Origin of the sequence: Paraburkholderia sp. EG287B, from assembly GCF_040965595.1 — a bacterium.
GTDB lineage: Bacteria > Pseudomonadota > Gammaproteobacteria > Burkholderiales > Burkholderiaceae > Paraburkholderia.
This window is the reverse complement of sequence record NZ_JBFRCG010000006.1, coordinates 346,360-370,473: the sequence shown is the minus strand read 5'-3', so window position 1 is coordinate 370,473 and position 24,114 is coordinate 346,360. Positions and strand designations below refer to the sequence as shown.

General features: G+C 64.3%; 20 protein-coding genes and 1 pseudogene. 11 read left to right on the top strand and 10 right to left on the bottom strand.

From position 1 onward, the window contains the following. Positions 1-49: 49 nt before the first annotated feature. The 3 genes from AB4Y40_RS13160 to AB4Y40_RS13150 all read right to left on the bottom strand — a co-directional run bounded on the left by AB4Y40_RS13160 (position 50) and on the right by AB4Y40_RS13150 (position 2,793). Complete coding sequence (locus AB4Y40_RS13160) at positions 50-1,831, bottom strand: ABC transporter transmembrane domain-containing protein (RefSeq protein ID WP_368688042.1); 1,782 nt, start codon at positions 1,829-1,831, stop codon at positions 50-52. A gap of 73 nt (positions 1,832-1,904) precedes the next feature. After that, positions 1,905-2,207 (bottom strand): hypothetical protein, encoded by a 303-nt coding sequence (locus AB4Y40_RS13155; protein ID WP_368688041.1) that lies wholly within the window; start codon positions 2,205-2,207, stop codon positions 1,905-1,907. Between the two features lie 16 nt (positions 2,208-2,223). Continuing rightward, positions 2,224-2,793, bottom strand: a complete 570-nt coding sequence (locus AB4Y40_RS13150; protein ID WP_368688097.1) for an RNA polymerase sigma factor — start codon at positions 2,791-2,793, stop codon at positions 2,224-2,226. Positions 2,794-2,970: 177 nt separating this feature from the next. Between AB4Y40_RS13150 and AB4Y40_RS13145 the strand changes: the two genes are divergently transcribed. Beyond that, positions 2,971-3,906 carry a flagellar brake domain-containing protein gene (locus AB4Y40_RS13145; RefSeq protein WP_368688040.1) on the top strand — a complete coding sequence of 312 codons (936 nt, stop codon included), beginning with the start codon at positions 2,971-2,973 and terminating at the stop codon, positions 3,904-3,906. A gap of 19 nt (positions 3,907-3,925) precedes the next feature. Here the strand turns inward: AB4Y40_RS13145 and AB4Y40_RS13140 are convergent, their stop codons facing one another. From AB4Y40_RS13140 to AB4Y40_RS13120, 5 genes and pseudogenes are all read right to left on the bottom strand, one after another. Further along, positions 3,926-4,237: a hypothetical protein gene (locus AB4Y40_RS13140; RefSeq protein WP_368688039.1), complete on the bottom strand. Its 312-nt coding sequence runs from the start codon at positions 4,235-4,237 to the stop codon at positions 3,926-3,928. Between the two features lie 31 nt (positions 4,238-4,268). Next, a complete protein-coding gene (locus AB4Y40_RS13135; RefSeq protein WP_368688038.1) occupies positions 4,269-5,297 on the bottom strand; it encodes a hypothetical protein in 1,029 nt (342 codons plus the stop codon). Positions 5,298-5,299: 2 nt separating this feature from the next. Next, complete coding sequence (locus AB4Y40_RS13130) at positions 5,300-5,821, bottom strand: (2Fe-2S)-binding protein (protein WP_368688037.1); 522 nt, start codon at positions 5,819-5,821, stop codon at positions 5,300-5,302. Beyond that, the gene (locus AB4Y40_RS13125) at positions 5,818-8,547 is read right to left on the bottom strand and encodes a xanthine dehydrogenase family protein molybdopterin-binding subunit (protein ID WP_368688036.1); all 2,730 of its coding nucleotides are present in this window, start codon (positions 8,545-8,547) and stop codon (positions 5,818-5,820) included. Before AB4Y40_RS13125 ends, AB4Y40_RS13130 begins: the two co-directional genes overlap by 4 nt. A gap of 36 nt (positions 8,548-8,583) precedes the next feature. Then, positions 8,584-9,738: pseudogene (locus AB4Y40_RS13120) on the bottom strand (formylglycine-generating enzyme family protein); the annotation flags it as partial. A 527-nt stretch (positions 9,739-10,265) separates the two neighbouring features. On the opposite strand from AB4Y40_RS13120, the gene AB4Y40_RS13115 reads away from it, so the two are divergent. From AB4Y40_RS13115 to AB4Y40_RS13075, 9 genes are all read left to right on the top strand, one after another. Continuing rightward, on the top strand, positions 10,266-10,691 hold the full coding sequence (locus AB4Y40_RS13115; protein ID WP_368688035.1) for a DUF4399 domain-containing protein: 426 nt from the start codon (positions 10,266-10,268) through the stop codon (positions 10,689-10,691). A 51-nt stretch (positions 10,692-10,742) separates the two neighbouring features. Then, positions 10,743-11,168: a DUF4399 domain-containing protein gene (locus AB4Y40_RS13110; RefSeq protein WP_368688034.1), complete on the top strand. Its 426-nt coding sequence runs from the start codon at positions 10,743-10,745 to the stop codon at positions 11,166-11,168. 324 nt (positions 11,169-11,492) lie between these two features. Then, positions 11,493-11,762: a hypothetical protein gene (locus AB4Y40_RS13105; RefSeq protein WP_321921957.1), complete on the top strand. Its 270-nt coding sequence runs from the start codon at positions 11,493-11,495 to the stop codon at positions 11,760-11,762. 207 nt (positions 11,763-11,969) lie between these two features. Next, positions 11,970-13,358, top strand: a complete 1,389-nt coding sequence (locus AB4Y40_RS13100) for an efflux transporter outer membrane subunit (RefSeq protein ID WP_368688096.1) — start codon at positions 11,970-11,972, stop codon at positions 13,356-13,358. 177 nt (positions 13,359-13,535) lie between these two features. Continuing rightward, positions 13,536-15,398 (top strand): FHA domain-containing protein, encoded by a 1,863-nt coding sequence (locus tag AB4Y40_RS13095; protein ID WP_368688033.1) that lies wholly within the window; start codon positions 13,536-13,538, stop codon positions 15,396-15,398. Positions 15,399-15,420: 22 nt separating this feature from the next. Then, positions 15,421-16,806, top strand: coding sequence for an HlyD family efflux transporter periplasmic adaptor subunit (locus AB4Y40_RS13090; RefSeq protein WP_368688095.1), 1,386 nt, complete (start codon positions 15,421-15,423; stop codon positions 16,804-16,806). A 48-nt stretch (positions 16,807-16,854) separates the two neighbouring features. Beyond that, the gene (locus AB4Y40_RS13085; protein WP_324146608.1) at positions 16,855-17,607 is read left to right on the top strand and encodes a peptidylprolyl isomerase; all 753 of its coding nucleotides are present in this window, start codon (positions 16,855-16,857) and stop codon (positions 17,605-17,607) included. An 18-nt stretch (positions 17,608-17,625) separates the two neighbouring features. Then, complete coding sequence (locus AB4Y40_RS13080) at positions 17,626-20,697, top strand: peptidase domain-containing ABC transporter (protein ID WP_368688032.1); 3,072 nt, start codon at positions 17,626-17,628, stop codon at positions 20,695-20,697. Next, complete coding sequence (locus tag AB4Y40_RS13075) at positions 20,694-22,013, top strand: sigma-54 interaction domain-containing protein (protein ID WP_368688031.1); 1,320 nt, start codon at positions 20,694-20,696, stop codon at positions 22,011-22,013. Before AB4Y40_RS13080 ends, AB4Y40_RS13075 begins: the two co-directional genes overlap by 4 nt. A 34-nt stretch (positions 22,014-22,047) precedes the next feature. Here AB4Y40_RS13075 and AB4Y40_RS13070 read toward each other — a convergent pair whose 3' ends face one another. Next, entirely contained in the window at positions 22,048-22,818 is a 771-nt protein-coding gene (locus AB4Y40_RS13070) for a protein phosphatase 2C domain-containing protein (RefSeq protein WP_342923256.1), read from the bottom strand. A 17-nt stretch (positions 22,819-22,835) separates the two neighbouring features. Further along, the gene (locus AB4Y40_RS13065) at positions 22,836-23,129 is read right to left on the bottom strand and encodes a hypothetical protein (protein WP_368688030.1); all 294 of its coding nucleotides are present in this window, start codon (positions 23,127-23,129) and stop codon (positions 22,836-22,838) included. Positions 23,130-23,606: 477 nt separating this feature from the next. Between AB4Y40_RS13065 and AB4Y40_RS13060 the strand changes: the two genes are divergently transcribed. Next, the gene (locus AB4Y40_RS13060; RefSeq protein ID WP_368688029.1) at positions 23,607-24,074 is read left to right on the top strand and encodes a lecithin retinol acyltransferase family protein; all 468 of its coding nucleotides are present in this window, start codon (positions 23,607-23,609) and stop codon (positions 24,072-24,074) included. Positions 24,075-24,114: the final 40 nt, after the last annotated feature.

Genomic DNA, 24,114 nt, shown 5'->3' with positions numbered 1-24,114 from the left:
CGTTCGTATTAGTGCCGTCGAATATCGGTGCTGGCCGCCCGGCTGAGGGTTACGTGACGGTATGCGCGTGTTGCGCGCCGAACTGCAGCGCCGCGAGCTGCGCGTAAAGCGGCGAACTCTGCAGCAGGTCCGCATGCCGGCCTTGCGCCACGATGCGGCCTTGCTCCATGACGATGATGCGGTCGGCCTGCTGCACGGTGGCGAGACGATGCGCGATGACGAGCGTCGTGCGGTTTTGCGCAGCGTTGTCGAGCGCCGTTTGCACGAGGCGTTCGCTCGCGGCGTCGAGCGCGCTGGTGGCCTCGTCGAGCAGCAGAATGGGCGGGTTCTTGAGGATCGCGCGCGCGATGGCAATGCGCTGACGCTGACCGCCTGAAAGGCGCACGCCGCGCTCGCCGAGGAAGGTGTCGTAGCCTTGCGGCAGTTCCTCGATAAAGCCGGCCGCGGCCGCCATGGCCGCGGCGCGCTGGACGGCTTCGAGCGTGGCGTCGGGCGAGCCGTAACGAATGTTGTCGAGCACGCTGCCCGAAAAGATCACCGACTCCTGCAGCACGACGCCGATCGCCTGGCGCAACGCGGCGAGCGACACCTGTTGCGTCGGCACGCCGTTGATGCTGAGGCTCCCCGATTGCGGGTCGTAAAAGCGCAGCAGCAATTGAAAGAGCGTGGTCTTGCCTGCGCCCGACGGACCGACCAGCGCGACATGCTCGCCCGGGCGCACGTCGAGCGAGAAGGCGTCGAGCGCGGCAATGCCCGGGCGCGAAGGGTAGGAGAAGCCAACGTTGTCGAAGCGGATGCCCGCGCCGTGAGCGGGCAGCGGCACGGTCGCCGCCGCCTGCGCCACGGGCGAGCGCGCGGCGAGCAGTTGCAGCAGCCGTTCGGTGGCGCCCGCGGCCCGTTGCAGATCGCCCCACACTTCGGCAACGGCGCCCACGGCGCCGGCCGTGAACACCGCGTAGAGAATGAACTGGGACAGCTGGCCGGCGCTCATCTGCCCGGCCAGTACGGCCTGCGCGCCGAGCCAGAGCACGAACACGACAGCGGCGAACACGAACACGATCACCACGGCCGTCAAGCCGGCGCGCGCCCGAATGCGTGTGAGCGCCGTTTCGAAGGCCGCTTCCACGGCGCCGCCAAAGCGCTTGGCCTCGAACGACTCCTGGGCATACGACTGCACCGTGGGCATGGCGTTGAGCACTTCGCCCGCCAGGGCGCTCGCGCTCGCCACCTTGTCCTGGCTCGCGCGCGAAAGCCGCCGCACGCGCCGCCCGAAGATGACGATAGGTGCGACCACAACGACCAGTGTCGCGATGATGTAGCCGGACAGCACCGGGCTCGTCGCAACGAGCATCGTCACGCCGCCGACGGTGAGGAGCACGTTGCGCAGGCCCAGCGAGAGGCTGGTGCCCACCACGGTCTGGATCAGGGTCGTGTCGGTGGTCAGGCGCGAGAGCACTTCGCCCGTTTGGGTGGTCTCGAAGAACTGCGGGCTCATGCGTATCACGTGGTCGTACACGGCGCGCCGCAAGTCGGCCGTCACCCGCTCGCCGAGCCACGAGACCCAGTAGAAGCGCAGCGCCGTTGCCGCGGCGAGGATCAGCGACACCACGAAGAGCGCGATGAAATAGCGGTCGATATGCGTGCGGTCGCCGCTCGCGAAGCCACGGTCGATCAGATACTTGAATGCCACCGGCAGCGCGAGCGTCGCGCCCGCCGAGGTCAGGAGTGCAAGGAAAGCAAGCGCCCAGCGTCCCGCATAGGGGCGCAGGAAGGGCAAAAGGGCGAAAAGGGGCGCGACGCGTGAAGAGCGGCGGGCGGCGACATCTGGCATGGAGCTTCCTGGCGGATCGGCAATGAAGGGATTGTGCCAGCCCGCGGCGGGGCGAGGCTGGCCATGGGCTGGCTTACTGCGCGGGCGGCGCGGCGCCATTGCGCAGTTGCTCGCGCTCTTCCGGCGTCATGTGCTGCCATTGTTGCCACTGGTGCCAGTGCATGCGCCGGCGGCAGCCGCCATGCCCGCGGAAGCCGCCGAACAGGATCCGGCACAGCACCAGCAGGCCGATTGCGCGTGGATAGTCGATGGCATGCGCATTGGCCACGATCGCCGGTGCGATCCAGTTCCACAGGCCCATGACGATGGCGCCCAGCAGGGCGATGACCGCTACCATCAGCAGTGCCTTGGCGAATATTTTGCGGCGAAACTCCATTTCATTCTCCTTCGGTTCAATTCTCGAGGTCGTCCCATGACGCGCGCAAACGTTCGCGCAGATGCAGCACCGCATAACGTTTGCGCGCCAGCAGCGTGTTCACGCCAACTCCGCTCGCAGCGGCCAGTTCCTTGAAACTGCGCCCGTCCAGTTCGTGCGCGATGAACACCTCGCGCTGGCTGGCGGGCAATTCGTCGAGCGCGGCGCGCAGCGCGTCGAGCATCGCTGCGCGTTCGTAAGCGGCCTCGGGGCCGGCGTCGGGCGAGGGCAGCGCGAGATCGAGGCGGTACTCGCTTTCATCTTCTTGCGGCTCGACGAGCGGCACTTCCCTGCGTTTGCGAAACCGGTCGACGATGCGATTTCGCGCCACGCGAAAGAGCCACGCGCCAACCTGCTCGATGGGCTCCGGCAGCCGCCACGCCTGAACCAGTTCCTCGAACACGTCCTGAAGAATGTCCTCGGCTTCCTCCTGGTCGAGCACGCGGCGGCGGATGAAATTGCGCAGCCTCGGGCGCTCGCGGGCGACGGTGTCGGCGATTTCGCGGTCCCGCGTACTCTGCGGGCTGGGGGTGGGCGGCGGTTCCATACCCGTGTAGACGATCCGGAAAGAGAAATATTGTGACGCGTAATCTCCGGTTTTATGTGGCATGAATAATTCGTTAAGCAAGACCGGGGATAGCCGCATTTTTATCGACATCGGTCACTATATTTCGGTCACAATGCAGGCGTCGAACAAAACCAATAAATTCACACGCTATCGGTCATGCACCTTCACGAGCCTGGCAGCGGTACTGCGTCAAAAACGCTGGAACTCCTCGCGGACCCTGGGCAACTGCCCCTCGAAACGCCGCTCCCATTGGCGGTGTTTCACCATGACGGAACGATGCTGCTGCCGCAAGGCGGCATGCTGAACGGCGAGCAGCGCGACTTCCTCTTCGCGCACTTCCAGCCTTATCGCAACACGGCGGAGCAGGCGAGTCTCGCGAGCGCGCAAGACACCGACCGTGGCGAGCGTGGCAAAGGGCCGTTGACGCTGGACGACATGAACCTCGCCATTGGCGCGCTGCTGGGCATACGCAGCCAGGCGGGCACGGGGCGCGAGATGCTGCCGTGCCGGCTGATCGGCTTCCGGCCGGGCGGCGCGATGTTCGTCACGCCACCCGCTGCGGCCAAGCCCGCGTGGGAGCCCTTCCAGGGCGAACAGGTCGAGATCGTTGCGATCGCAACACAAGCCGTGTTCTGGCTCGTCTGCACGGTCGAGGCGGTCTGCACGCATCCGTTCCGCTATCTCGTGCTCTCCGAACCGGGCACGATACGCCGGCTGCGCGAACGCCGGGCCGTGCGCATACGCACGCAACTCGCGGTGCGCTATGGCGTGGACCTGACGGGCTCGGAACTGGACCGGCTCGGCATTGGCTGCGATATCAGCGTGCTGGGGATGTCGCTTGCCGCCGGACGCAAGATCGGCGAGGTCGGCGAGCGCATATGCGTGGTGTTCCCCATCGAAGCAGGCAACGTCGGGGCGACGTTCCAGGCCGTCGCCGTGATACGCAATCTGCGCGCCGATACCCCACAGGCAGGACTCACCCTGCATGGTCTCGAGTTCGACACGCTTTCTCCCGAGAGCCAGGTCGCCCTCAAGACGTTCGTGTTCGACCGGCAGGACGCCGTGTCTTACTGGGCTGGCATGCCGACCTGAACGGGCCGCACGATAGCGCTCAATTCCGCTTGCTGCGTTTTGCCGCCGCCGCAATTTTTTTGGCGGCCGCAGCGGTGGTCGTGGTCTTCGCGGCGGTTTTGACGGCCAGCGCGGCCGGCGTGGCGGTCGATGGTGCGGCGGCGAGTGTGTAGCCCTGCGCTTTCGCCGTCATGTGCTCTGCGATCAATTCGGTCTGAAACCGGTTGATCGTGTCGGGGTCCGTAAAGATGGTCTGCGTGTTGTTTTGCGCCAGGTAGCCCTGCTGCAGGTCGAGCAGATCGAAGGTCTGCAGGGTTTGCGTGACATCGGATATGACGTTGCTCGCGCTCAAGTTCTCTGCCATTTCAGGCTCCTCGTTTGGGTCAGTGCAATGACCGGTTGTTCGAACTCGAAGGCATGGGTGTGAACGTGCAATTCGGGTCTTTGTGCGAGGGATCACTGCAGCAGGCCAGTAACGCCTCGACCGACGCGACGTTTGCCTTGTCCCATTGCTCTTTGCTCATCGCGTTGTCGGTCGGCATCCAGTGGTTTAGTGGATAAGTGTTGGCGAGCTGGTCGTTGCCTGGCGCTTTCAGCTTGCCCACCGAAAGCCCGAGAAAGGCGGTGCAGCTTTGCTCGCTGCCAATGCGGTGACAGCCAATGCAGGTGTTGCCCGGTGTGCTCATCGTCATGAGGTGATACGACGAGAAAGCCTGACCGATGCTCGAATACTTCCCCCATGGGTCGGTGGGCACCTTGTCCCACACCTGCCCGATATACGGGCTGAAGATGAAGGGGCCCGCGTCGTGGCATTTGAGGCAGGTGGGGTTCTTCGGCGTGCTGGTGGCAACCATGGTGGGTGTCGCCCAGAATTCGACTGCGGAGGGCTGTCCTGCAGGCGGCTTTCTCTCGTTGGGCGGCGGCACACGTGTCGCAACGATTCCGCTACTCGCGGGCACGTCAGCTTGCGATATCGGTGGTGGCGGTGGCGGCTTCGAGGCGAACCAGCAGGTCTTGCCGTTGCCCGAGTGATGCATCACGACGACCACGAGGTCATAGAACCGACTCTTGTCTTCGCGCAGCACATCGCGACGGCAATACGCGGAAATTTGCGTGCTGCCGCGCGAAAGATTCAGGATTTTCGAAAACGGAATGCATTGACCTTTTGCTTCTGAAGTCGGGCTCAGCAAAGAAGGCTTGTCGCATCGCGTAGGGGACTCTTTGAGCCCGGGCGGCTTTCCATCGATCGTAATGGGAATATCCGTCCCGTCATTGCAGTTGAATGGCGGCATCTCGCCAATTTCCCTCACGCATTGATCGGCGTATTCGAGCAAGGTCTGTTCATGCGTAAAGGCAGCAAGCGGCACGGCGAAGAGGAGGCACAGAGCGAACAGGCGGGCGCGGACAGACATGGTCATCCTCCGCTTTTCATCTGCATTTGCGCGACTTTGCGAATCGCTTCGCGATACTTCACGTAGCCTGTGCAGCGGCACAGGTTTCCCCCCACCCAGGTGTCGATTTCCGTTTCGAGCTGATCTGCGCTGATACGGTACGCCTTCAAATGTTCGAGCATGGCGGTCGCCGCCATCAAAAAGCCCGGCGTGCAGTAGCCGCACTGAAACGCGAAAGACTCGAGAAACGTCTGCTGCAGCGGCGAAAGCCGGTTGCCGTCCGCGAGGCTCTCCACGGTGTAGATATGTTGATTCGCGACCGCGCTCACGGGCGTGACGCACGCCAGGGTCTTTTCCATCAGCGCGTCGCGGCTGCCGCGCAGGCCCACGGTGCACGCACGGCACGCGCCAATGCCGCAGCACACCTTGGTTCCTGTCAGGTCCAGGCGTTCGTGAAGGAATTCGGCGAGGCTCATGTCGGTATCGGCGGCCGGTACCGTGACAGCGCGTCCGTTTACGTGAATCCTGATGTTGGCTTCGTTCACTTCAGGGCCTCGCGTATCTTGTCGGGCGTGACGGGGGTTTCCCTGAAGCGATGCCCGGTCGCCATGGCCAGCGCGTTCAGCAGCGCCGGCGCGATGGGGCACATCACGGCCTCGCCGATGCCGCGCGCGCTGTGATGGTCTCCATCTGGCGGCGGCAGCGTGATCAGTTCCTGGCGCGGGACGTCGGTCATGCGCGTGATCAGGTAGCGGTCGAGATTCCACGTACCGTTGCCGGGGCCGTCATTGCCCAGCGGGCACGATTCGCTCAGCACATTGCTCATCGCCATGGCCACCGCGCCTTGCGACTGGCCTTGCACGATCTCTGGACAGATCAGGCGGCCGGCGCTGAGCGTCGTGACGACATGTTCGACCCTCACGTGCCCGGATTCGGGGCTCACGGAGACCGCGACAAGCGCCGCCGAAGGCGCATAGTTCGTGCGCCCGAAATTGAACGTGTCGCGTGGCGGCAGCAACGCGCCGTGAGGCAAGCCCTTGAGATGGTGCGTATCGGGCCCAACGGCGATGTAGTCGCAGTCCATCACGACGGCGCCCGACGCGAACGTGTACTGGCTTCTCCAGAACCCGCCGGCATAGGTGACATGGGCGGCGGCCACGGTAGGCAACTGCTGGCGGTTGATCTCGTCGAGCAACGCGGGCCAGCTGATTGCCTGGTGACCGGTGGCGCCCAGCTTGCCCTTTGTCCACTTGAGGTCATGCCGCTCGACGTGCGGGCTGGTCCATATTGCACGTGCGGCGGGCAGCACGCTTTGCAGCAACAACACCATCGCGGCGCGGTCTACGGCCTGAAAGTGATGGAACGCACCGAGGCAGGCGCTCGAAGAACCAAAGGGGGCCGAGATCGCTTTGCTTCCGGGAGCATCCAGGATGCCCAGCTTTGTGTAATCGAAACCCGGTATTTGAAACGCCTCGACTTCGTTCATGGTGATTTTCTGCGCGTTCTGCCCAAGGCACGCCGCAGGCGCCAGGGCCAACGTCGTCGCTGCGCCATTGCCCATGTCCGTGTAATGCGTGAGCACATGCAGGCCCGCGTTCGGCTGAATCTGCACCATCGCGAATACGGCGTCTTTGCCGGTACCGTAGGCCTGGTTCGACATGGCGAGCCCAACGCCATATCGCAACCCGAGCGCGTGGCGTTGCGCGCGCACGCTTTCCCTGTTGCGCCATAACTCGTGCGCTTCAAGCTGGTTCAGCAGCTCGGCGAGTTGGAGATGGAACAGAATGGGTGCGCCTGTGAGCGTTTTGCCGTGCTGCTTGCGGAGCAGGTTAGCGCGCCGGATGTCGAATGGACTTTTGTGCAGCGCCTGGGTGGCCTCGTCCATGAGCGTTTCGATGGCGAGATAAGCCTGAGGACCGCCGAAGCCGCGCTGCGAGCCGCCGAACAACGCGGGTGTATAACTCACGGAGCTTTGCGCAATGGCGCGCGGAATGTCGTAGCAGCTCATGGCGCTCATGGCGGCAAGGTCGCCAACCGGGCCCGTGAGATTTTCCTTGGTGCCGCCATTGAAGCTGAAGGAACTGACGAGCGCCTGGAGCTTGCCGCTATCGTCGAGCCAAATGGACTCCGTGAAATCCGTTTCCGCGCGTTTCAAGCCGACCTGAAATTGTTCATAGCGCGATTGCTGCCAGCGCAACGCCCCCTTCGCGAAGGGCGCGGCGAGCGCGAGATAAACGGGAAAATACGATTCGTCGCGGCCGCCGAATCCGCCGCCTGGGTAGCAACTGATCACGTGAACGTGCTTGACGTCGATATTGCTGTCCTTGAACACCTTACCTGCGGCCAGGCAGTCGCCGCGCGGCGATTGTGTGCCGAGCACCAGGTTCAGACAACCGGAATCCGCCTGAAACCACGCCAGCCCCGACTCCGGCTCCATGAAGACGGGATCGATGGCGGGCGTTTTGAAAGCACCGTCGAACTGGTGCCAGGCCTTGCTGACGACCTTGGCGCTGGCCAGACTGAGAATGCCTTTACTGATGCTGTTGCACCTCGCGCTGGATGTCTTGTCGACGTGGCAGCTGTTGTGGAGGTTCGAGAACGACGTCGCGTCGTCGCGCACATAAACCTTGGATGCGGTCGCATACAAGGTGGTGATGGCGCTTTCCGGTACCGGTGCGCCGTACCGGATCACCGACTCGTTGAAATCGAGCAGTTTCTTCGCGCGGCGATACGTATCGAAGTCTTCGAAGATCAATAAGGCGACGGGCTGGCCGTAGCAATTGGCGGGTTTGCCTTTCTGCGCGAAGAGATAGATATCCTGGCTCGCTACCGGATCCTTCTCGGCAGCGAGATAGATGCGATTGTCATTCAACGTCTGGTTGGAAACCACGGCGATTGGGCGAAGATCGTGCGGCAATACGCTCAGGTCGAAGTCTTCGAAGTTCTTGTCGACACAATTGCACCGCAGCGCGTATAGCCAGTTTTCTTCTTTCGGCCAGCCGTCGAAGTCGCGCGCCTTGTAATCGCGTGCGTAGATCTTCGCGCCCGTGACCTTGCTCACGCCGTCGATGCGCCAGCGCGCCTTGCCAGGCTCCGGCGCCCAGTCGGGCGCGCCGTTCGGTGCCTGTGGCGCGGCGTGGGCGCCCGTCGCGGCATGTGCAGTTGGGCTGGCGGCCGCGTATGCGGTGATGGAACTGACCGACATCGTGACCGCGCCGCTCCCCATGGCCTTGAGGAATGTCCGGCGAGTGATCGGAACATCGCAAGCCATGTGCGTCTCCCGGCGAGACCCGCAGCGTAGTCTGCGTTATTTCATGTCGCGCGCTACGCGAAATCCATTGGCCTCGTAGCGAACGCTGCTGTCGTATTTGAAGCGCGTGGCGGCGAGCATATAGCCCGCGCCGTCGCGCCACGATCCGCCGCGGATCACGCGCGTCTGGCAGTTGGGCTCGTCCCACGAGTGGCCATCGTTCGGCGCGTTCTTGTACGAGTTGTGCCAGCAGTCGCTGACCCATTCCCAAACGCCGCCGGCCATGTCATAGAAGCCGAACGCATTGGCCGGGAACGAGCCGACGTCGTCGGGCGCGTCGACGTGCCATGGCTGGCCACAGTCCTTGCAGTTCGCCGTGCCCTTGCGCATGTCGTTGCCCCACCAGTAGCGTGTTTCGGTGCCGGCCCGCGCGGCATATTCCCATTCCGCCTCCGTCGGCAGGCGGTAGGGCTTGCCACTGATCTTCGAAAGCCATTTCACGTACTGCTGCGCGTCGTCCCAGCTCAGGTCGCGCACGGGGGCGTTCGGCGAGGCGTTGTTCTCGTTCGACAGGTGCGGGCAGGCGCTCGCGGCAACGCACGCGTTCCACTGCGCCACCGTCACCGCATACTTCGCGAGCGCATAGCTATGGCTGATCGTCACGTGGTGCGCGGGCCGCTCCGAGGCGTCGTCGGTGTCGATGCCCATGGTGAAGTTGCCGGGCGTCACCGCGACCAGCACCGGGCAAGATGGGCAGTCCTGAATGTCGTGCGGACCCGGCTTCGAAAGGGCAGGGTTGCCCTTCGCCGCGACTGCCGCCGCCGCAGCCGTTGCCGCGGTCGTTGCGGCGGCCGGCGGTGCGGAGGCGGGCGCTGCCTTGGTCTGTGCGGCTGGCGGCGCGGCCGGGGGCGGCGGTGTCTTTGCCTGAGGCGCTGACGCTGGCACGGGTGCGGGTGCGGGTGCCGGTGTGGGCGCGGCGGCAGCGGGGCTGCTAGCTGGGTGCTGGGCGGACGTAGCGGGCGCGGCGGACGCTGCAGCCGGTTTCGATGCCTCCGCACGCAAACGTGTCAGGCGAGCCTGAGCGAGCGGCGCGAAGCGTCCGTTCGGATAGGCCTTGAGATACGCCTCATAGTCGCTCGCGTATTGACTGTCCTTGATCGAATTCCAGAACGTGATTTCATATTCCTGGGAGGTGTCTTTCGGCATCAGGCCGACGCGCACGATCGCGACGCCATAGCGTTGCCGCACTGCGCTGGCCGCGGTGAGTCGCTCATGCGCGGCGTGGGCGCTTGCGTACCGGCCAGGGTCTTGCGGCTCGAGACGCGGCTGCTCGCGTGCCGGAGCCGAACGGTCATGCGCAGCGGGCGCGGCCGAGCGTAGTGTCGAGGTCAGGCCTAGCGAGATCAAGAGGCACACAGGCAACACTAGCCGCCACATGTTCGTTCTCCCTATCAGGTGCCAACCCGGGTGCCAACCCAGGCGTCATCGCCTTTCAATGCCGACGGTGCGCTACCCCGCTGCAGTCGCCGGCCGCGCTCGCGTGATGCGCAAGCCGGCGCTGGCAAACGCACTGCCTGCGCACAACTACAAAATAGCACGCACGCCGCGCGATGCAGTAACTGGGTGGCACCCGCACGCGCCGCGCCGATTTATCTCCGCCCGCTTGAATCCGTCCTAAGCTGTAGAACACGCACCGAACTCCAAAGCGGCGCGCCGTCTGCCGAACAAGGAGCACGAAGATGCAACGAAGAGCAACCCTGTTGGCCCTGGCAGCGGCCGTTCTGATGCCGCGCGTCGCGTTTGCCGAGCGCACCCCGTCGCCGCCCGGCGCAGAGGTCTACATCATCTGGCCGCCGGACGGCGCGACGATTCCCACCGGCAAGTTCTGGGTGCGCATGGGGTTGCGCAACATGGGCGTCTGCCCCAAGGGGATCAACAAGGCGAACACCGGCCATCATCACCTGCTCATCGACACGGACCTGCCGCCACTCGATCAGCCGATCCCGTCGGATCGCAATCATTTGCATTTCGGCGCGGGCGAGACGGAAGCCCGGGTCGAGCTTCCGCCGGGCAAGCACACGCTGCAGTTGCTGATGGGCGACTACAACCACGTGCCGCACGATCCGCCGGTCTACTCGAAGAAGATCACGGTCACGGTCAAGTAGCGAAGGACGTCCGGCTTTAGCCGCAGCGCAAAAGAAGCGGGAGTGCACGCCATGAACAGGTTCCTCGTTTTTGCTGCCAGCCTCGTGCTGCTCACGGGCGGTGCGGCGCATGCAGGCACGACGCCGGCCGACCCGAACGCGCACGTTTATATCGGCTGGCCCAACGACGGCCAGGTCATGCCGGCCGGCCGGCCATTCCGCGTCTGGTTCGGCCTGCGCAACATGGGCGTGGCGCCTGCGGAAGTCGAGTTTCCCAACACGGGTCACCACCATCTGCTCGTCGATACGGACTTGCCGCCGATGGATCAGCCCATTCCATCCGATCGCAACCACCTGCACTTCGGCGCCGGCCAGACCGAAACCATGCTGCAATTGCCGCCGGGCAAACATACACTGCAGCTGCTGATGGGCGACGCGCACCACGTGCCGCACAACCCGCCGGTGTACTCGAAGAAAATCACCATCTACGTTAAGTGATCCATACGAATCGGGTCTCGCACGCCAAGGCGATACACGAACGTTTGCGACGCTTTCACGTTCCCCCACAAACAGTGTTCGCGGCGCGCCAACATAAGCCGATTGACGCGTTGGCGTGCGCCCATCACCACGCACGACCCGCGCGCGCCTCGCGCCGCGCGTGAGACTCCGGGAATTCCAGAACTGTCCTTGTGCAACGGGCGATGCACCGCCATGCGCACGCGCGCTCGCGCACCTGGCACGCCTCATGCCTTGTTGGACCCGAGCCCGCAACCATGCAGCTCACAATCCCAACACTGTTGCATCCTTTTCTGGAGAACTGCCATGAGCAAGCTGATGATCGCCGACCTGAGCGTCGCACAAGAACTCGACCGCCGTGAAATGAGCGCCGTGCGCGGCGGCCTGGGCCTGTGGCCCGTCTACTACCCGACGATGCCGAGCGTGAAGGTCGACTCCACCAACTTCTCCGCATCGCAGCTGATCGGCCAGACGAACACCATCCTGTCCAACACGGGCAACGACGTGGCGTTCGTGAACAACCTCCACGCTTCGACCAACCCCGTGCAAACGGCTCACAACACGATCAACTTCTGATCGTGCTGCCAGCCGAGGAGGCTTACCCGCCTCCACGGCGCCGCCCTCCACCGCATCCGCTGCACACCGCTTCTTCGTCGCGTCCTTCGCCGCCTTTCCCTTAAGGAGTCGATCGTGAACACACTGCTCTCGCCGTCCGCCGCACACGTACGTCGCGGCGCGTCGCGCTGGCTGACCCGCGTCGTCGGTTCGGCTGGGCTGTGTGCCGTGGCGCTGTGCGGCTGCACGGATCTGAGTACGCCTGCGTATCGGCGCCCGGACATGCCTGAGAAGGAAGCCTGGGCGCATACGAGCCGCACGTTTTCGGCGGCCGATACGGTCAATCCGCAGTGGTGGAAAGAGTTCGACGATCCCTACCTGAATACACTCGTAGATAAGGCGATTGCGGGCAATGTCGATATCCGGGTGCTGGCGGCGCGCATTGGCGCGGCCGGCGCGCAGATCGGGGAAGTGCAGGCCGGTGCACTTCCGACGGTCGACGCGGGCGCGGGTATCGACTATGAGAAGAGCACGGGGCTAGCGCTCTCGAAGACCTATAACGTCGCCACTCAGGTCAACTGGGACATCGATATCTGGGGCAAAGTCGAAAAAAGCGTGCAGGCCCAAAAGGCCGAGTATCACGCTAGCGAAGCGGATTGGCGTGCAGGCTATTTGACGCTCGTCGCGAATGTGGCGAGCACTTATTTCCAGATTCTCCAGTTCGACGATCAGATCCGCGACGAGGAAGACACGCTCAAGCGGAACAAGCAGATTCTCACCATCTACCAGCAGATGTACGCAAACGGTGTCGCGCCCAAAACCGAGGTGCTGCGCCAGAGCGCGGAAGTCAACGGCGTGACGAACGAACTGCTGGAATTGCATCGCGAGCGCGATACCGCCGAAAACGCGCTGTCCACGCTGGTCGGCGTGCCCGCGGGCGAATTCAGGATGCCGTTGGGCCAGTTGCGCCAGCGCGTGAAGCTGCCGGCCGTGCCCATGGGCCTGCCCGCGCAGTTGCTGGGGCGCCGCCCCGACGTGGTGGCCGCGCAGTACCGCATTCTCGAATCGTATGACGAAGTCGGTTCCGCGCGGCTCGCGCAATTGCCGACCCTCAGTCTCACGGGCCGCGCCGGCACGGCGGCGTTTTCGCTTTCCGATCTGTTCAAGGTGTTCACGCTGAGCTTCATGCCGAGCATCGACTTCCCGATGTTCGACCCCAGCGTGCATGCCCACATCAAGACGACCGAGGCCCAGAGCAAGGTCGCCGAAGAGCAGTATCGCCAGGTGGTGTTCACGGCGTTCGAAGAAGTCGAGAACGCGCTCGTGAACCTCGATGCGCATAAAAAGCAGCGCATCGAACTGCTCCAGCAGAACGAGCGCCTGCGCACCGTCGCGGCGCAGGTCGAGGCGCAGTTGAAGGAAGGGCTCGTGTCGCAACTCGAAGTATTGGAGTCCGAACGTTCGCTCGCGAATGCGGAACAGTCGCTTCTGGCCAACCATGAGCTGATCCTGAGCGACACCGTCACCCTTTACAAGGCGATCGGCGGCGGCTGGCCCGACGTCGATGTGGCCAACGTGGCCTCGAATTCCGCTGTGTCGGCAGCGCCCGTCAAGTGAGCGCGCTCGTTGCAGCGGACCGCGTCAGTTGTTTGACTCCAGCCAACAGTCGCCTACACTTTTCTCACACCCCGATCGCCAGGTGCAAGGCGCGCGGCTTCACTCGGAGAGTCAGTGCGCACGCGGCGCTTGCGCCACGCGCATTCCGGCTCACAACTGCTGATCGCTGGCGGAATCATGGTGCCTGACGCCGCTTCCATTGCCGAGAGCCAGACATCGCTCGACCGGACGTTCGATATCGTGCTGCGGCCGATATCGCATGCGGAGCTGGGCGAAATCCGCATCGACAAGGATCTTTTCGCCGTCGGGCGGACACAGCCGCCTTTTGCCGCGGCGCGGCCCGAAGTCGTGGTCGATGTCTCGCGCCGTCACGCGCGCATCTTTCGCGAGGGCGCGGCGGCCTACGTGGCCGACCTGGGCAGCAAGAACGGCACGGCGGTCAATGGTATCGAAGTCACCCAGAAGCCCCACGTGCTCAAGGACGGCGACGAACTCAGCTTTGCCGGCGCGCTCGCGTTTCGCGTGAGCTTCGCGCCGCGCACGGTGCGCGCGCCCGTGCGGGCGACCGTGGTGACGCTCACGCCGGAGCGCGCCGATCTCGGTCTGCAGCAGATCGTCGTCACGAGTTTTCCGTTCCTGGTCAGCAAGGCCGACGAGACCTTCTCGCAGTATCACGACGCGTATCCGCACCAGGTGAACTATCTGTCGCGGCGTCATGCGCACATCTATGCCGAAGACGACGCGATGTACGTCGAAGACCTCGGCAGCACCAACGGCACGTTCCTCGACGGCCAGCGGCTCGACGATCACGCGGTCAAGCTCGAAGACGGCCAGCGGATCGCCTTTGGCGGCGAGCACTTCGTCTACCGGATTGGCCTCGAGAGCACGAGTGGAAGCGATGCCACTGTGACGGCGACGCGCGAACACCGCGCCTCGGTGCTCGCCGAAGACGCCGACCGCACGACGTTCATTGGCAGCGCGCACTCGTTTCTCGACATTTTCTGCACGCCGCCCGCGCCCGCGCAGGACGACGAAATCAACCCCGATGCGCCGCAACCCGCGCCGGAACCGGGCCACGACGCGCGACGCCGGCGCGGCAGGGTCGAGCTCTTCCTGAGCGAGTTGAGCGAAGCGCTGGGCGGCAGCGGGAAGATCAACATGGGCGCGTTCGCGCGCTGGGGCGGCGGCGGGATTGCCGTGATCCTCGCGCTCGTCGCGCTCACGTATTTCCAGGGCGCGCCGCAGCGCGACATGCAGGCGTTGCTCACGAGCGGACAGTTCGAAAGCGCGGCGCGCATGGCCGATCAATATCTCACGCGCCACCCGAACGACAGCACGTGGCGCGCGATGGGGACGGAAGCGCTCATCAAGGCGAACGTGCCCGACTGGGTCGCCGCGATCAACGCGCGCGCGTTCGACCGTGCGCGCGCCATCGTGGAAGACATGCGTACGCTCGCGCGCCACAATCCGGACGCCGCGCCGCTCGTGGAAAACATCGGGTGGATCGGCGCACTGCAATCGTTCGTGCAGGGACGGGGCGGTTCGCAGGCGCCGATCCGCATCTATCGCGACGAGGCGCCGATCCACGCGCTGACGAGCCGCTGGAACGACGACCCCGGCGAGCACCAGCGTGCATTCGACCGCATCTCGGCGTATGTGCCGGCGTTTGCTGGCGTGTATGCGGATTCGCTCAGCCACTTGCGCAAGCTGCAGAGCGATGACTCCGTGTATGTGGCCGCGCTCGATCGCATCCATCAGGCCATCGACAGCGCGCTCGCGAGCGATCGTTTCGACGCGCTCACGGCGATGCTGAACGACTACGCGCAGCGCTATCCGCGCCTCGCCGGGCTCGATGAGGTGCGCGCCGACGTCGACCAGTATCAGCAGATCGACAGCGAGGCGCACGCGGGCCATGCGCAGGCCGTGCACGACAGCCTGGCCGCCGCTCACTTCGCCACGCCGCCCTTCGCAGCCCATGCGGGCGCGCTCGAAAAGCTGGCGCTAGCGGGAGGGCATGGTGAATCCGCGCCAGCTCATTGAGCGCCTGAGCAAGGCGTTCGGCATGCATGGGGGGCGTGCCGCGGCCGAACCGCCGCGGCCGCTTGGCGAGGCGCTGGGCGACCACAGCGAGGAAGGCGTGGCGATCCTCACGGCGCGTCCGTGGCGCCTCATCGAAGCCACGATCATCACGATGGTGGCACTCGTGGTGTGCGGCCTCCTGTGGTCGTTCGTCGGCCGCGCCGACGTCATCGTGAGTGCGCCGGGGGCGCTGGCCCCGGAATCCGAGGTGCGCCGCATCTACGCGCCCGTGGATGGGGAACTCGTGGACATCTACATCGCCGAAGGTCAGCCCGTGGAGAAGGACGACGTGATCGGCCGCATCAACGCGCGCGGCGCGATCCAGGCGGCGACCAACGCGCTCGACGCGCGCCTGAAGCTCGACGACGCCGAGCGCGACTGGAAGGAGTTCCCCGAGAAGAAGGCGCTCATGGAGCGCAAGGCCGAGGCGCTCAAGGCGCAGATGGACGTTGAAACGCATCTGCACGAAACGCGCGTGGCGGAGGGCACGAGCAAGCTCCAGCAGGCCGAGAATGCCCAGCTCGACGAAGCGCGCGGCAATATCGACAACGCGCGCCACGTGCGCGACCTCGCGAAGGAAGACCAGGACAAGTACGAGCGGCTGTTCGCGCTGCCCGGCGGCGGCGGGGTCTCGCAAAGCCAGGTCGAGGAAAAACGCAGCGCGTTCCTGCAGGCCGATAACAACTACCGGATCGCCCAGGCGCGGCTCAGCGAATTGCAGGCGCAAACGAGCCACGAGTTCGCCCAGGCGAAGGCGCAGCTCGAAGGCAGCGCCGGGCAGCTCACGTCGCTGCGCATCGAATACGACGCGACAGAGCGCGAAATCGCCAATACCGAGGACAAGCTGCGCCTGCAGGTGCAAACCGCGCGCCTTGCCGCCGACGCCGCGGCGCGCATCCGCTTCGAGAACATCGACAAGGACAACTTCCTGCTCGTGCTCGCGCCGGTCTCGGGCGTGATTACCGACGTGACGACGACGCAGCCCGGCGACAAGATCCAGGCGAACACGCCGCTAGGGGGCATTGCGCCGGCCAACGCGCGCCCGGTCGTGAAGGTGGCGATTGCGGAGCAGGACCGCGCGTTCCTGCACGAGGGCTTGGCCGTCAAGCTGAAATTCAACGCGTTTCCGTACCAGCGCTATGGCGTGGTGGACGGCACGCTCGAGTATATTTCGCCGACCACGAAGCCGCAGGCGCAGACGAAGGAGCCGGTTTACGAAGGGCGCGTGCGTCTCGCGCGCGATCATTTTTCGATTGGCGGCGCGACCTATCCGTTGCGCTACGGCATGACGGCGACCGCCGAAATCGTGGTGCGCGAGCGGCGCCTGATCGACTTCGCGCTGGACCCATTCCGCCAGGTCGCAGGCTGAAGGCGCTAACCAGTTCAGTATTCGGGAATCGGAAATCAGGGGAACGCAATGACGACAATCGTACGGATCGACGATGAAGCGATCGGCACGGAAGATTTCATCCGCGTGCTGAAACTCACGGGGCAGTTCGAGAGCCTGGTCGAACAGCAGGTGCGCGACCGCCTCACGGTCATCGCCGCGAAAAAGATGGGCGTGAAGGTGGAGCCCGACGAAATCCAGCAACGCGCGGACCAGTTTCGCCGCGTACGCGGGCTGCACCGCGCGGCGGACATGAATCGCTACCTGGACGTGTTCGGTATCAGCCTCGACGAATTCGAGCACTTCATCACCGATACGCTCTATCAGGAGAAGACCTTCAGCCTGATCTGCAACGACGAGGCGGTCGAAAGCTATTTCAAGCTCAATTCGCCGAAATTCGACAGCATCGAAGTGAGCCACATCGTGGTGGACTCCGAAGGCAAGGCGCGCGAGGTGATGTCGATCCTGGAGGACGAGCCGCAGGCGTTCGGCGAAATGGCGCGCGAGCATTCGATCGCCGATACCAGCGAGCGCGGCGGCGTGATCGGCAAGGTGCTGCGCGGGTCGTTGAAGACGGACATCGAGGCGAAGGTGTTCAATGCGCAGGTCGGCGACCTGCTCGGCCCGTTTCCCGCGCCGGACGGCTCGTTCTTCGAAATCTTCTGCGTGACGGCAAAGCACCCGGCGTCGCTCGAAGCGGACGTTTCTTCCGAGGTGCGGCGGCTCTTGCGCGAAGAGTGGCTCGCGGAGCGCGCGCAAGAACATATCATCGACGCGCACTGAGCGCGCAGAGCCACGCAGATGGACACCCAGGCGCCCCTACCGGCCAGCGCGCCGTCGCTGGTGGATTTTCTCGCATCGGTCGAACCGCTCTCGCTCTTTTCGCGCGAAGAACTCGACCGTCTCGCCGCGCAGGTCGAAACGCAGAGCTACGCGTTCGGCGACACGCTGTGCAAGCGCGGCGAGCCCGCCGCCGGACTCTATGTGATCCGCTCGGGCTCCGTGCGGCTCATCGCCGAAGAGCGCGGCAAGGAAATGAGTCTCGGCGTGCGCAAGGAACGCGAAGTGTTCGGCGAAATCGCCATGCTGCGCGATTACTGGCACGAAGTGTCGGTGCGCGCCTCCGCGAAGACCGAGGTGCTTTGCATTCCCCGCGCGGCGCTCGAACCGCTGCTGGCCGCGAATCCGGCCGCGCAGTCGTTCGTGACGAGCTATGTGGCGATCAGCTCCGCGGGCGGCTTCGTCACGCGGCTGTTCGACCTGCGTGGCAAGCTCTCGCGCGCCGAACTGGAAGAGTATGTGTCGAGCGTGGGTGTCAAGCGCGTGAGCGCGGGCAAGGAGATCATCCATCAAGGCGCCGGTGGCGACACGCGCCTGTATGTCGTGCGGCAGGGCGAGGTCAGTATCGCGCGCGAGGAAGAAGGCAGCGTCTATCAGATCGCGAAGCTCGGCGCGGGGGAGATCTTCGGCGAACGCGCGTGCCTGCTGCGCCAGGATCAGCCCGCGAGCGTCACGGCGGTCACCGATGTGCGGCTGCTGGTGATTCCCGAGAAGACCGTGCATTTCATGCTGGAGCGCAACCCGAAGCTGCGCGAGGTGCTGGAAGAGCGCGTGCGCTTCAACGAGCGCGAATTGCAGCGGCAGAAGAAGCTCGCCGAGCGCCGCAGCCGGCCCGTTGCCGTGGACAGCGGGGCGGATGCTGCATTCAGCGAACGCGTGGTCAAGCGCTTCGTGCTGGTCGAGCAGGCCGAGGAGATGGATTGCGGTGCGGCGTGCCTCGCCATGATCTGCCGGCATTACGGCATTCCCATGACGCTCGGCAAGCTGCGCGACCTCGCGAACGTGACGACGCAGGGCGCGACGCTGGACAGTCTCGCGCGCACCGGCGAGGCGCTCGGTTTTACCACGCGCGGCGTGCAGTGCACGTTCGAGGCGCTGCAAGGGTTCGAGTTGCCCTTCATCGCGCACTGGGAGGGCTACCACTATATCGTCGTGTACGGCGTGTCGAAGCAGTGGGTGAGGGTGGCCGACCCGGCGCTCGGCTTTCGCAAGCTGAGCGTCGAAGCGTTCGAGCGCGGCTGGAACGGCACGTGCCTGCTGTTCACCGAGGTCGAGACCACGGGCGCGCAGGCGGCGACGCGCTCGCCATGGGTGCGCTTCATCGGCTATCTGCTGCCCTACCGGAAAATACTCGCGCACCTGTTTCTCGCCACCTTCGTGATCCAGCTGCTGGGCGTGGTGCCGCCGCTCATTATCCAGAACATTCTCGACAGCGTGATCGTCCACCAGAACGTGAGCCTGCTGCATCTCCTGATTGTGGGGCTGATTATTTCGCACGTGTTTACGCAGCTCATGACGACGATACGCGCGCATCTGTCGAATTTCATGGTGCGCAGTCTCGACTTCGCGATGATGTCGCAGTTCTTCAAGCACACCATGTCGCTGCCGTTCTCGTTCTTCGCGCGCCGCAAAACAGGCGACATTTTCGCGCGCTTTCAGGAGAACCAGACGATACGCGCGTTCCTGACCGAATCGACGGTGACCACGGCGCTCAACCTGCTGATGATTTTCATCTACTTCACGATCATGTTCCTCTACAACGTGAAGCTGACGCTGCTGCTGATCGCGTTCGTGATTCCCATCATGGCGCTCACCGCCATTGCGACGCCGCGCATCAAGCGCTACGCGCGCGAAGTCTTTGCCGTGTCCACCGACGCGCGCTCGATGCTGATGGAGACGCTCGGCGGCGTCGAAACCGTGAAGGGTATGGGGATCGAAAGAGCGGTGCGCCTGAAGTGGGAGCGCAAGTACGCGAAGTCGCTCGAAGTGCAATATCATGCGCAGGCGTTCCATATTCTGGTTGGACTCGGCAGCCAGTTGCTCAACGCCGCGACCACGATCGTGATTCTCTGGGCGGGCGCCACGCTCGTGCTCGATCAGGAGTTGAGCATCGGGCAACTGATTGCGTTCAATGCGTTCATGGGCAGCGTGCTCGCGCCGCTCATGGGGCTCGTCGGGCTCTGGAGCCTCATGAACGACGCGGCTGTCGCGATGGAGCGGCTGGGCGACGTGCTCGACATCGAGCCCGAGCAAAAGCCCGCCGACCTCGGTTCGCGCGTACTGCTTCCCGACCTGCAGGGCGACATCGAATTCGACGGCGTGTATTTCCGCTATGGCGGCAACGAAACGCCGTATGTGCTGGAAAACATCAGCTTTTCGGTGGGGCGCGGCCAGATGGTGGCGATCGTGGGGCGCAGCGGTTCCGGCAAGACGACGCTCGCGAAACTGCTGGTGGGCTTCTACGCGCCGACCGAAGGCAAGATCAACGTGGACGGCTACGACATGAGCGCGATCGACCACGCATACTTTCGCGCCCAGGTAGGCTACGTGATGCAGACGAACCTCGTGTTCTCCGGCACGATTGCCGAGAACATCGCATGCGGCGATGCCACGCCGGACTGGCGGCGCATGGAGGAAGTGGCGCGCATGGCCGATGCGCACGCGTTTATCAGCAAGATGCCGCTCGGCTACGAGCAGGTGGTGGGCGAGCGCGGCATGGGCCTTTCAGGCGGGCAGATCCAGCGTCTTTGCATTGCGCGTGCGCTCTATCACGACCCGCGCCTGCTCGTGTTCGACGAAGCCACCTCGTCGCTCGACACGCAGTCGGAGAGCAACATCCTTTCGAACATGCACGACATACTGCAGGGCCGCACGGCGCTGATCATCGCGCACCGGTTGAGCACCATCATGCGGGCGGACAAGATCCTCGTGCTCTACGAAGGGGCGATCGTGGAGCAGGGGCGGCACGAAGAACTCGTCGAGCGCAAGGGCATGTATTACCAGCTCGTGCAAAAGCAGCTGGGGGCGTCATGAAACTCTTCGATCCGCACGGATTCGGCAGCTCCGTTGTTTCGTATGCCGGGCTGCTCGAGAAGATCGAGATCCTGCGCTCCACGCTGCGCTGGGCGCCGCGGCTCGAACGCACCGACATCGAAAAGCTCTTGAACCAGTCGAACGCGCTGCGCGAGGAAGTCATGCAACTCTCGCGCAAGGAGCGCTTCGTCGAGGCGGCGGCCGAGGCGCCCGAAGCGCTCGATGCGCTGGCGAGGCCGGACCCCCTCACGCCTACCGCGCACCGGCGGCGCGAGGCGCTGATCGAACGCAGCTTCATCTTCGAAGGCATATTCGGCGATAACCCGAAGCTGCTCGCCGCGCTGGAGATCGCAGAAAAGGCGGCGCCGACCGACCTGCCCGTGCTGATCGACGGCGAGAGCGGTACGGGCAAGGAGTTGATGGCGAAGGTGATCCACGCCAACGGTGCGCGCGCCGACCGACCGTACATCTCGGTGAATTGTGGCGCGATACCCGAGAACCTGCTCGAATCGGAGCTGTTCGGGCATCGCAGAGGGGCGTTCACGGGGGCGTCGAGCGATCGCAAAGGGAAGTTCGAAAGCGCGCATACGGGGACGATCTTTCTGGACGAGATCGGCGAGTTGCCGCTGCAGGGGCAGGTGAAGCTGCTGCGCGTGCTCGAATCGCACGAGATCCAGCGGGTGGGCTCCGATGAGCCTATCGGGGTCGACACGCGCATCGTTGCCGCGACCAACCGCAATTTGCGCGAACTCGCCGCGCAGGGGCTGTTTCGCGAGGATCTGTTTTATCGGCTGAGCGTGATTCATGTCACGCTGCCTGCGCTGCGCGAGCGCAACGACGAGATTCCGCTTTTGATTGCCTATTTCGGCGACGAGGCTGCTGCGCAGCTCAAGCGGCGGCCTATGAAGCTTACGCCCAAGCTGCGCGATTTTCTGCTCACGTATGCTTATCCGGGGAATATTCGCGAACTGCGTAATCTCGTGTATCGGCTTTCGTGCCTTGCGGGTGAGACGGCCGATATCGAGCATCTGCCCGATGATATTCGGCCCAAGTCTGCTGCGCTGGCTTTGCGGGTGGCGGAGGCTGAAGCGGCAGGTGCGCCGCTGTCACTGAGCGATGCGAAGCGCGCTGCGAGTGATGAGGCCGAGAGGGCGTTTCTCGAGCGTGGGTTGCAGGAGACCGGGGGCACCGTGGCGGAGCTTGCGAGGCGCTGTGATATGAATCGGTCGCATTTGCAGATGCTGCTTAAGAAACATGGGATTCATTCTAAGGATTTTCGGCATGCCGAGAAGGTGAATCATGAGAAGGGGTCTTGAGTTTGGAGCCCAGCGGGCGCTATTTTTAGCGCGGTTAGCGCCCAACAGCAGGATTAACCAGCGTCCGATCCGACGCAACCGGATCATCGACCTTCACCACCACAGCGGTAATGTTATCCCGCCCCCCAGCCTGCAAGGCCATCTCAACGAGCAAATCAGTGGCATGCTGGCAATCCCCAGCCTCGAGCGCCCGCACCATCTCGGGCGCCTGCACTTCATTACTCAACCCATCGCTGCAAAGCAAAAAGAGGTCTCCGTCGCGCACGACGATGCGGCCTTCGTCAAGATCAAGCCAGTCTGCCGCACCGACGGCCCGTGTTATCAAATGCTGCGATGGATGGTGGCGCGCCGCTTCGGCGCTCAAATGCCCCTGCGCCTGTAGCTCCGCCACGTAGCTATGGTCCGTCGTGAGCGCTTCGAGCTGCGCATCGCGATACAGATAGATGCGGCTGTCGCCCGCCCATAACCAGGCAAATTCACGCCCCTTCGCCATCAGCACGGCAACGGTGCTGCCGATCATGCGCACCCCGCGCCGCGCCGCTTCTTCGCGCAACTGGTGGTTCACCGTCTGCAGCGTGCCGCGCGCCGTGGCCGAGAAACTGGTGAGCGCGTTGGGCACGACAATGGCCCCAAGCGCCCGCACGATCATGCCGCTGGCCAGATCGCCCGCCGTGTGCCCGCCCATGCCGTCGGCCACTGCCCACAAGCCCCGCTGGGGCTGATCGAGACATGCATCCTCGTTGAGCGCCCGCACACGGCCTACGTCAGTGCGCGATGCCGAGCTCCATAACAATCCGCCTGTCACGATCGAGCCTCCATAGGCTACGCGACGAGTCCGTTATTCCTGCCGTTCTGGCCCACGTTTACCGCAACGTTCGAGTTCGACGCCGAATTGGTCACGTCGAGCGTCTGGTACTGATTGACGACCTGATTCGCGTAGAACGTGTTGTTGGTCTGGTAGAGGTTGATGACGGGTCCGAACGGCGAAGGCTGCGCGGGCTGGTAGGGCTGTATCCAGCCGAATACCCACGGCGCGCCTGCGCCCCGGATAAACGACATGGCCTTGCGGTCGAGATCGCATTGCAGATGAAGGTCGGTGATGGCGAGCGAGGTCATGACAGGTCTCCGTCAAGATGATGGCCGCGGGCACGCGGCGTTCCGACCATACCTTGCAAGCAGCATGCCATTTTTCGGCGAAACGCGGCGCTCGCGCGCCATCTCCCCGTGAGGCTTGCCCCATATGACATCGCGTTCGCGCAGCGCGTTCCGCGCGCGCCCGCGTCTCGTGCGGCCGCGGTGCGATGGTCGTGCACTCGCCAACACGTTGGTTGCCGGTCGTCATCAGGACTCCGACACATACGCCAGCGCGCTTCGTGAGGCGGTTTGGCGGCGAACTGATGGCTCGGCGCCGACACAATCGAAGCGCTCGAGTTGGCATGTCGCCGACACACTGGCGCCTCCAGCGCCTACGTTCTCCCGCTACGCCTTATCCAACCGTGATCGGCCGCCTGGCATGTCTGATGCAGGGTAGTTGGCAACCGGCAAACCGTTGAGCAGCACCGGAAGCCGGCAACCAGCCAGACGGATGCAGCCATGAGCCCCGACCTCCAACCGACGATGCACGCAGACGAACCGCCGCTCGGCGCGCATCTCGTGTCGCGTCGCGCGGGCTACAACCATCACGGCATCTATGTCGGCGGTGGGCGCGTCGTTCATTACGCCGGCTTGTGCGTGTCGCTGCATCGCGGTCCGATCGAAGAGGTCACGCTCGAACGTTTCGCGGCCGGCTACGAAGTCGCCGTCGTCGCGCATCCGTGCGCGGCCTTCGTGGGCCGCGAAGCTGTCGCGCGTGCGCGCTCGCGTCTCGGCGAAGACCGCTACCGCCTGCTCAGCAACAACTGCGAACACTTCTGCACCTGGTGCGTGGACGGCAAGGGCCGCAGCGACCAGGTCCGCACCTGCATTGCCCATCCGCTGGCCGGCTTGCGCGTGGTGCGCGCGCTGATTCACGCGCGCCGCGTGCAGGCCAGCCGCCAAACGTACGCCGCGCGGGCGGTGTGAACGCCAGATCCAGTCGAGACCATTACGACACGCATCGCCA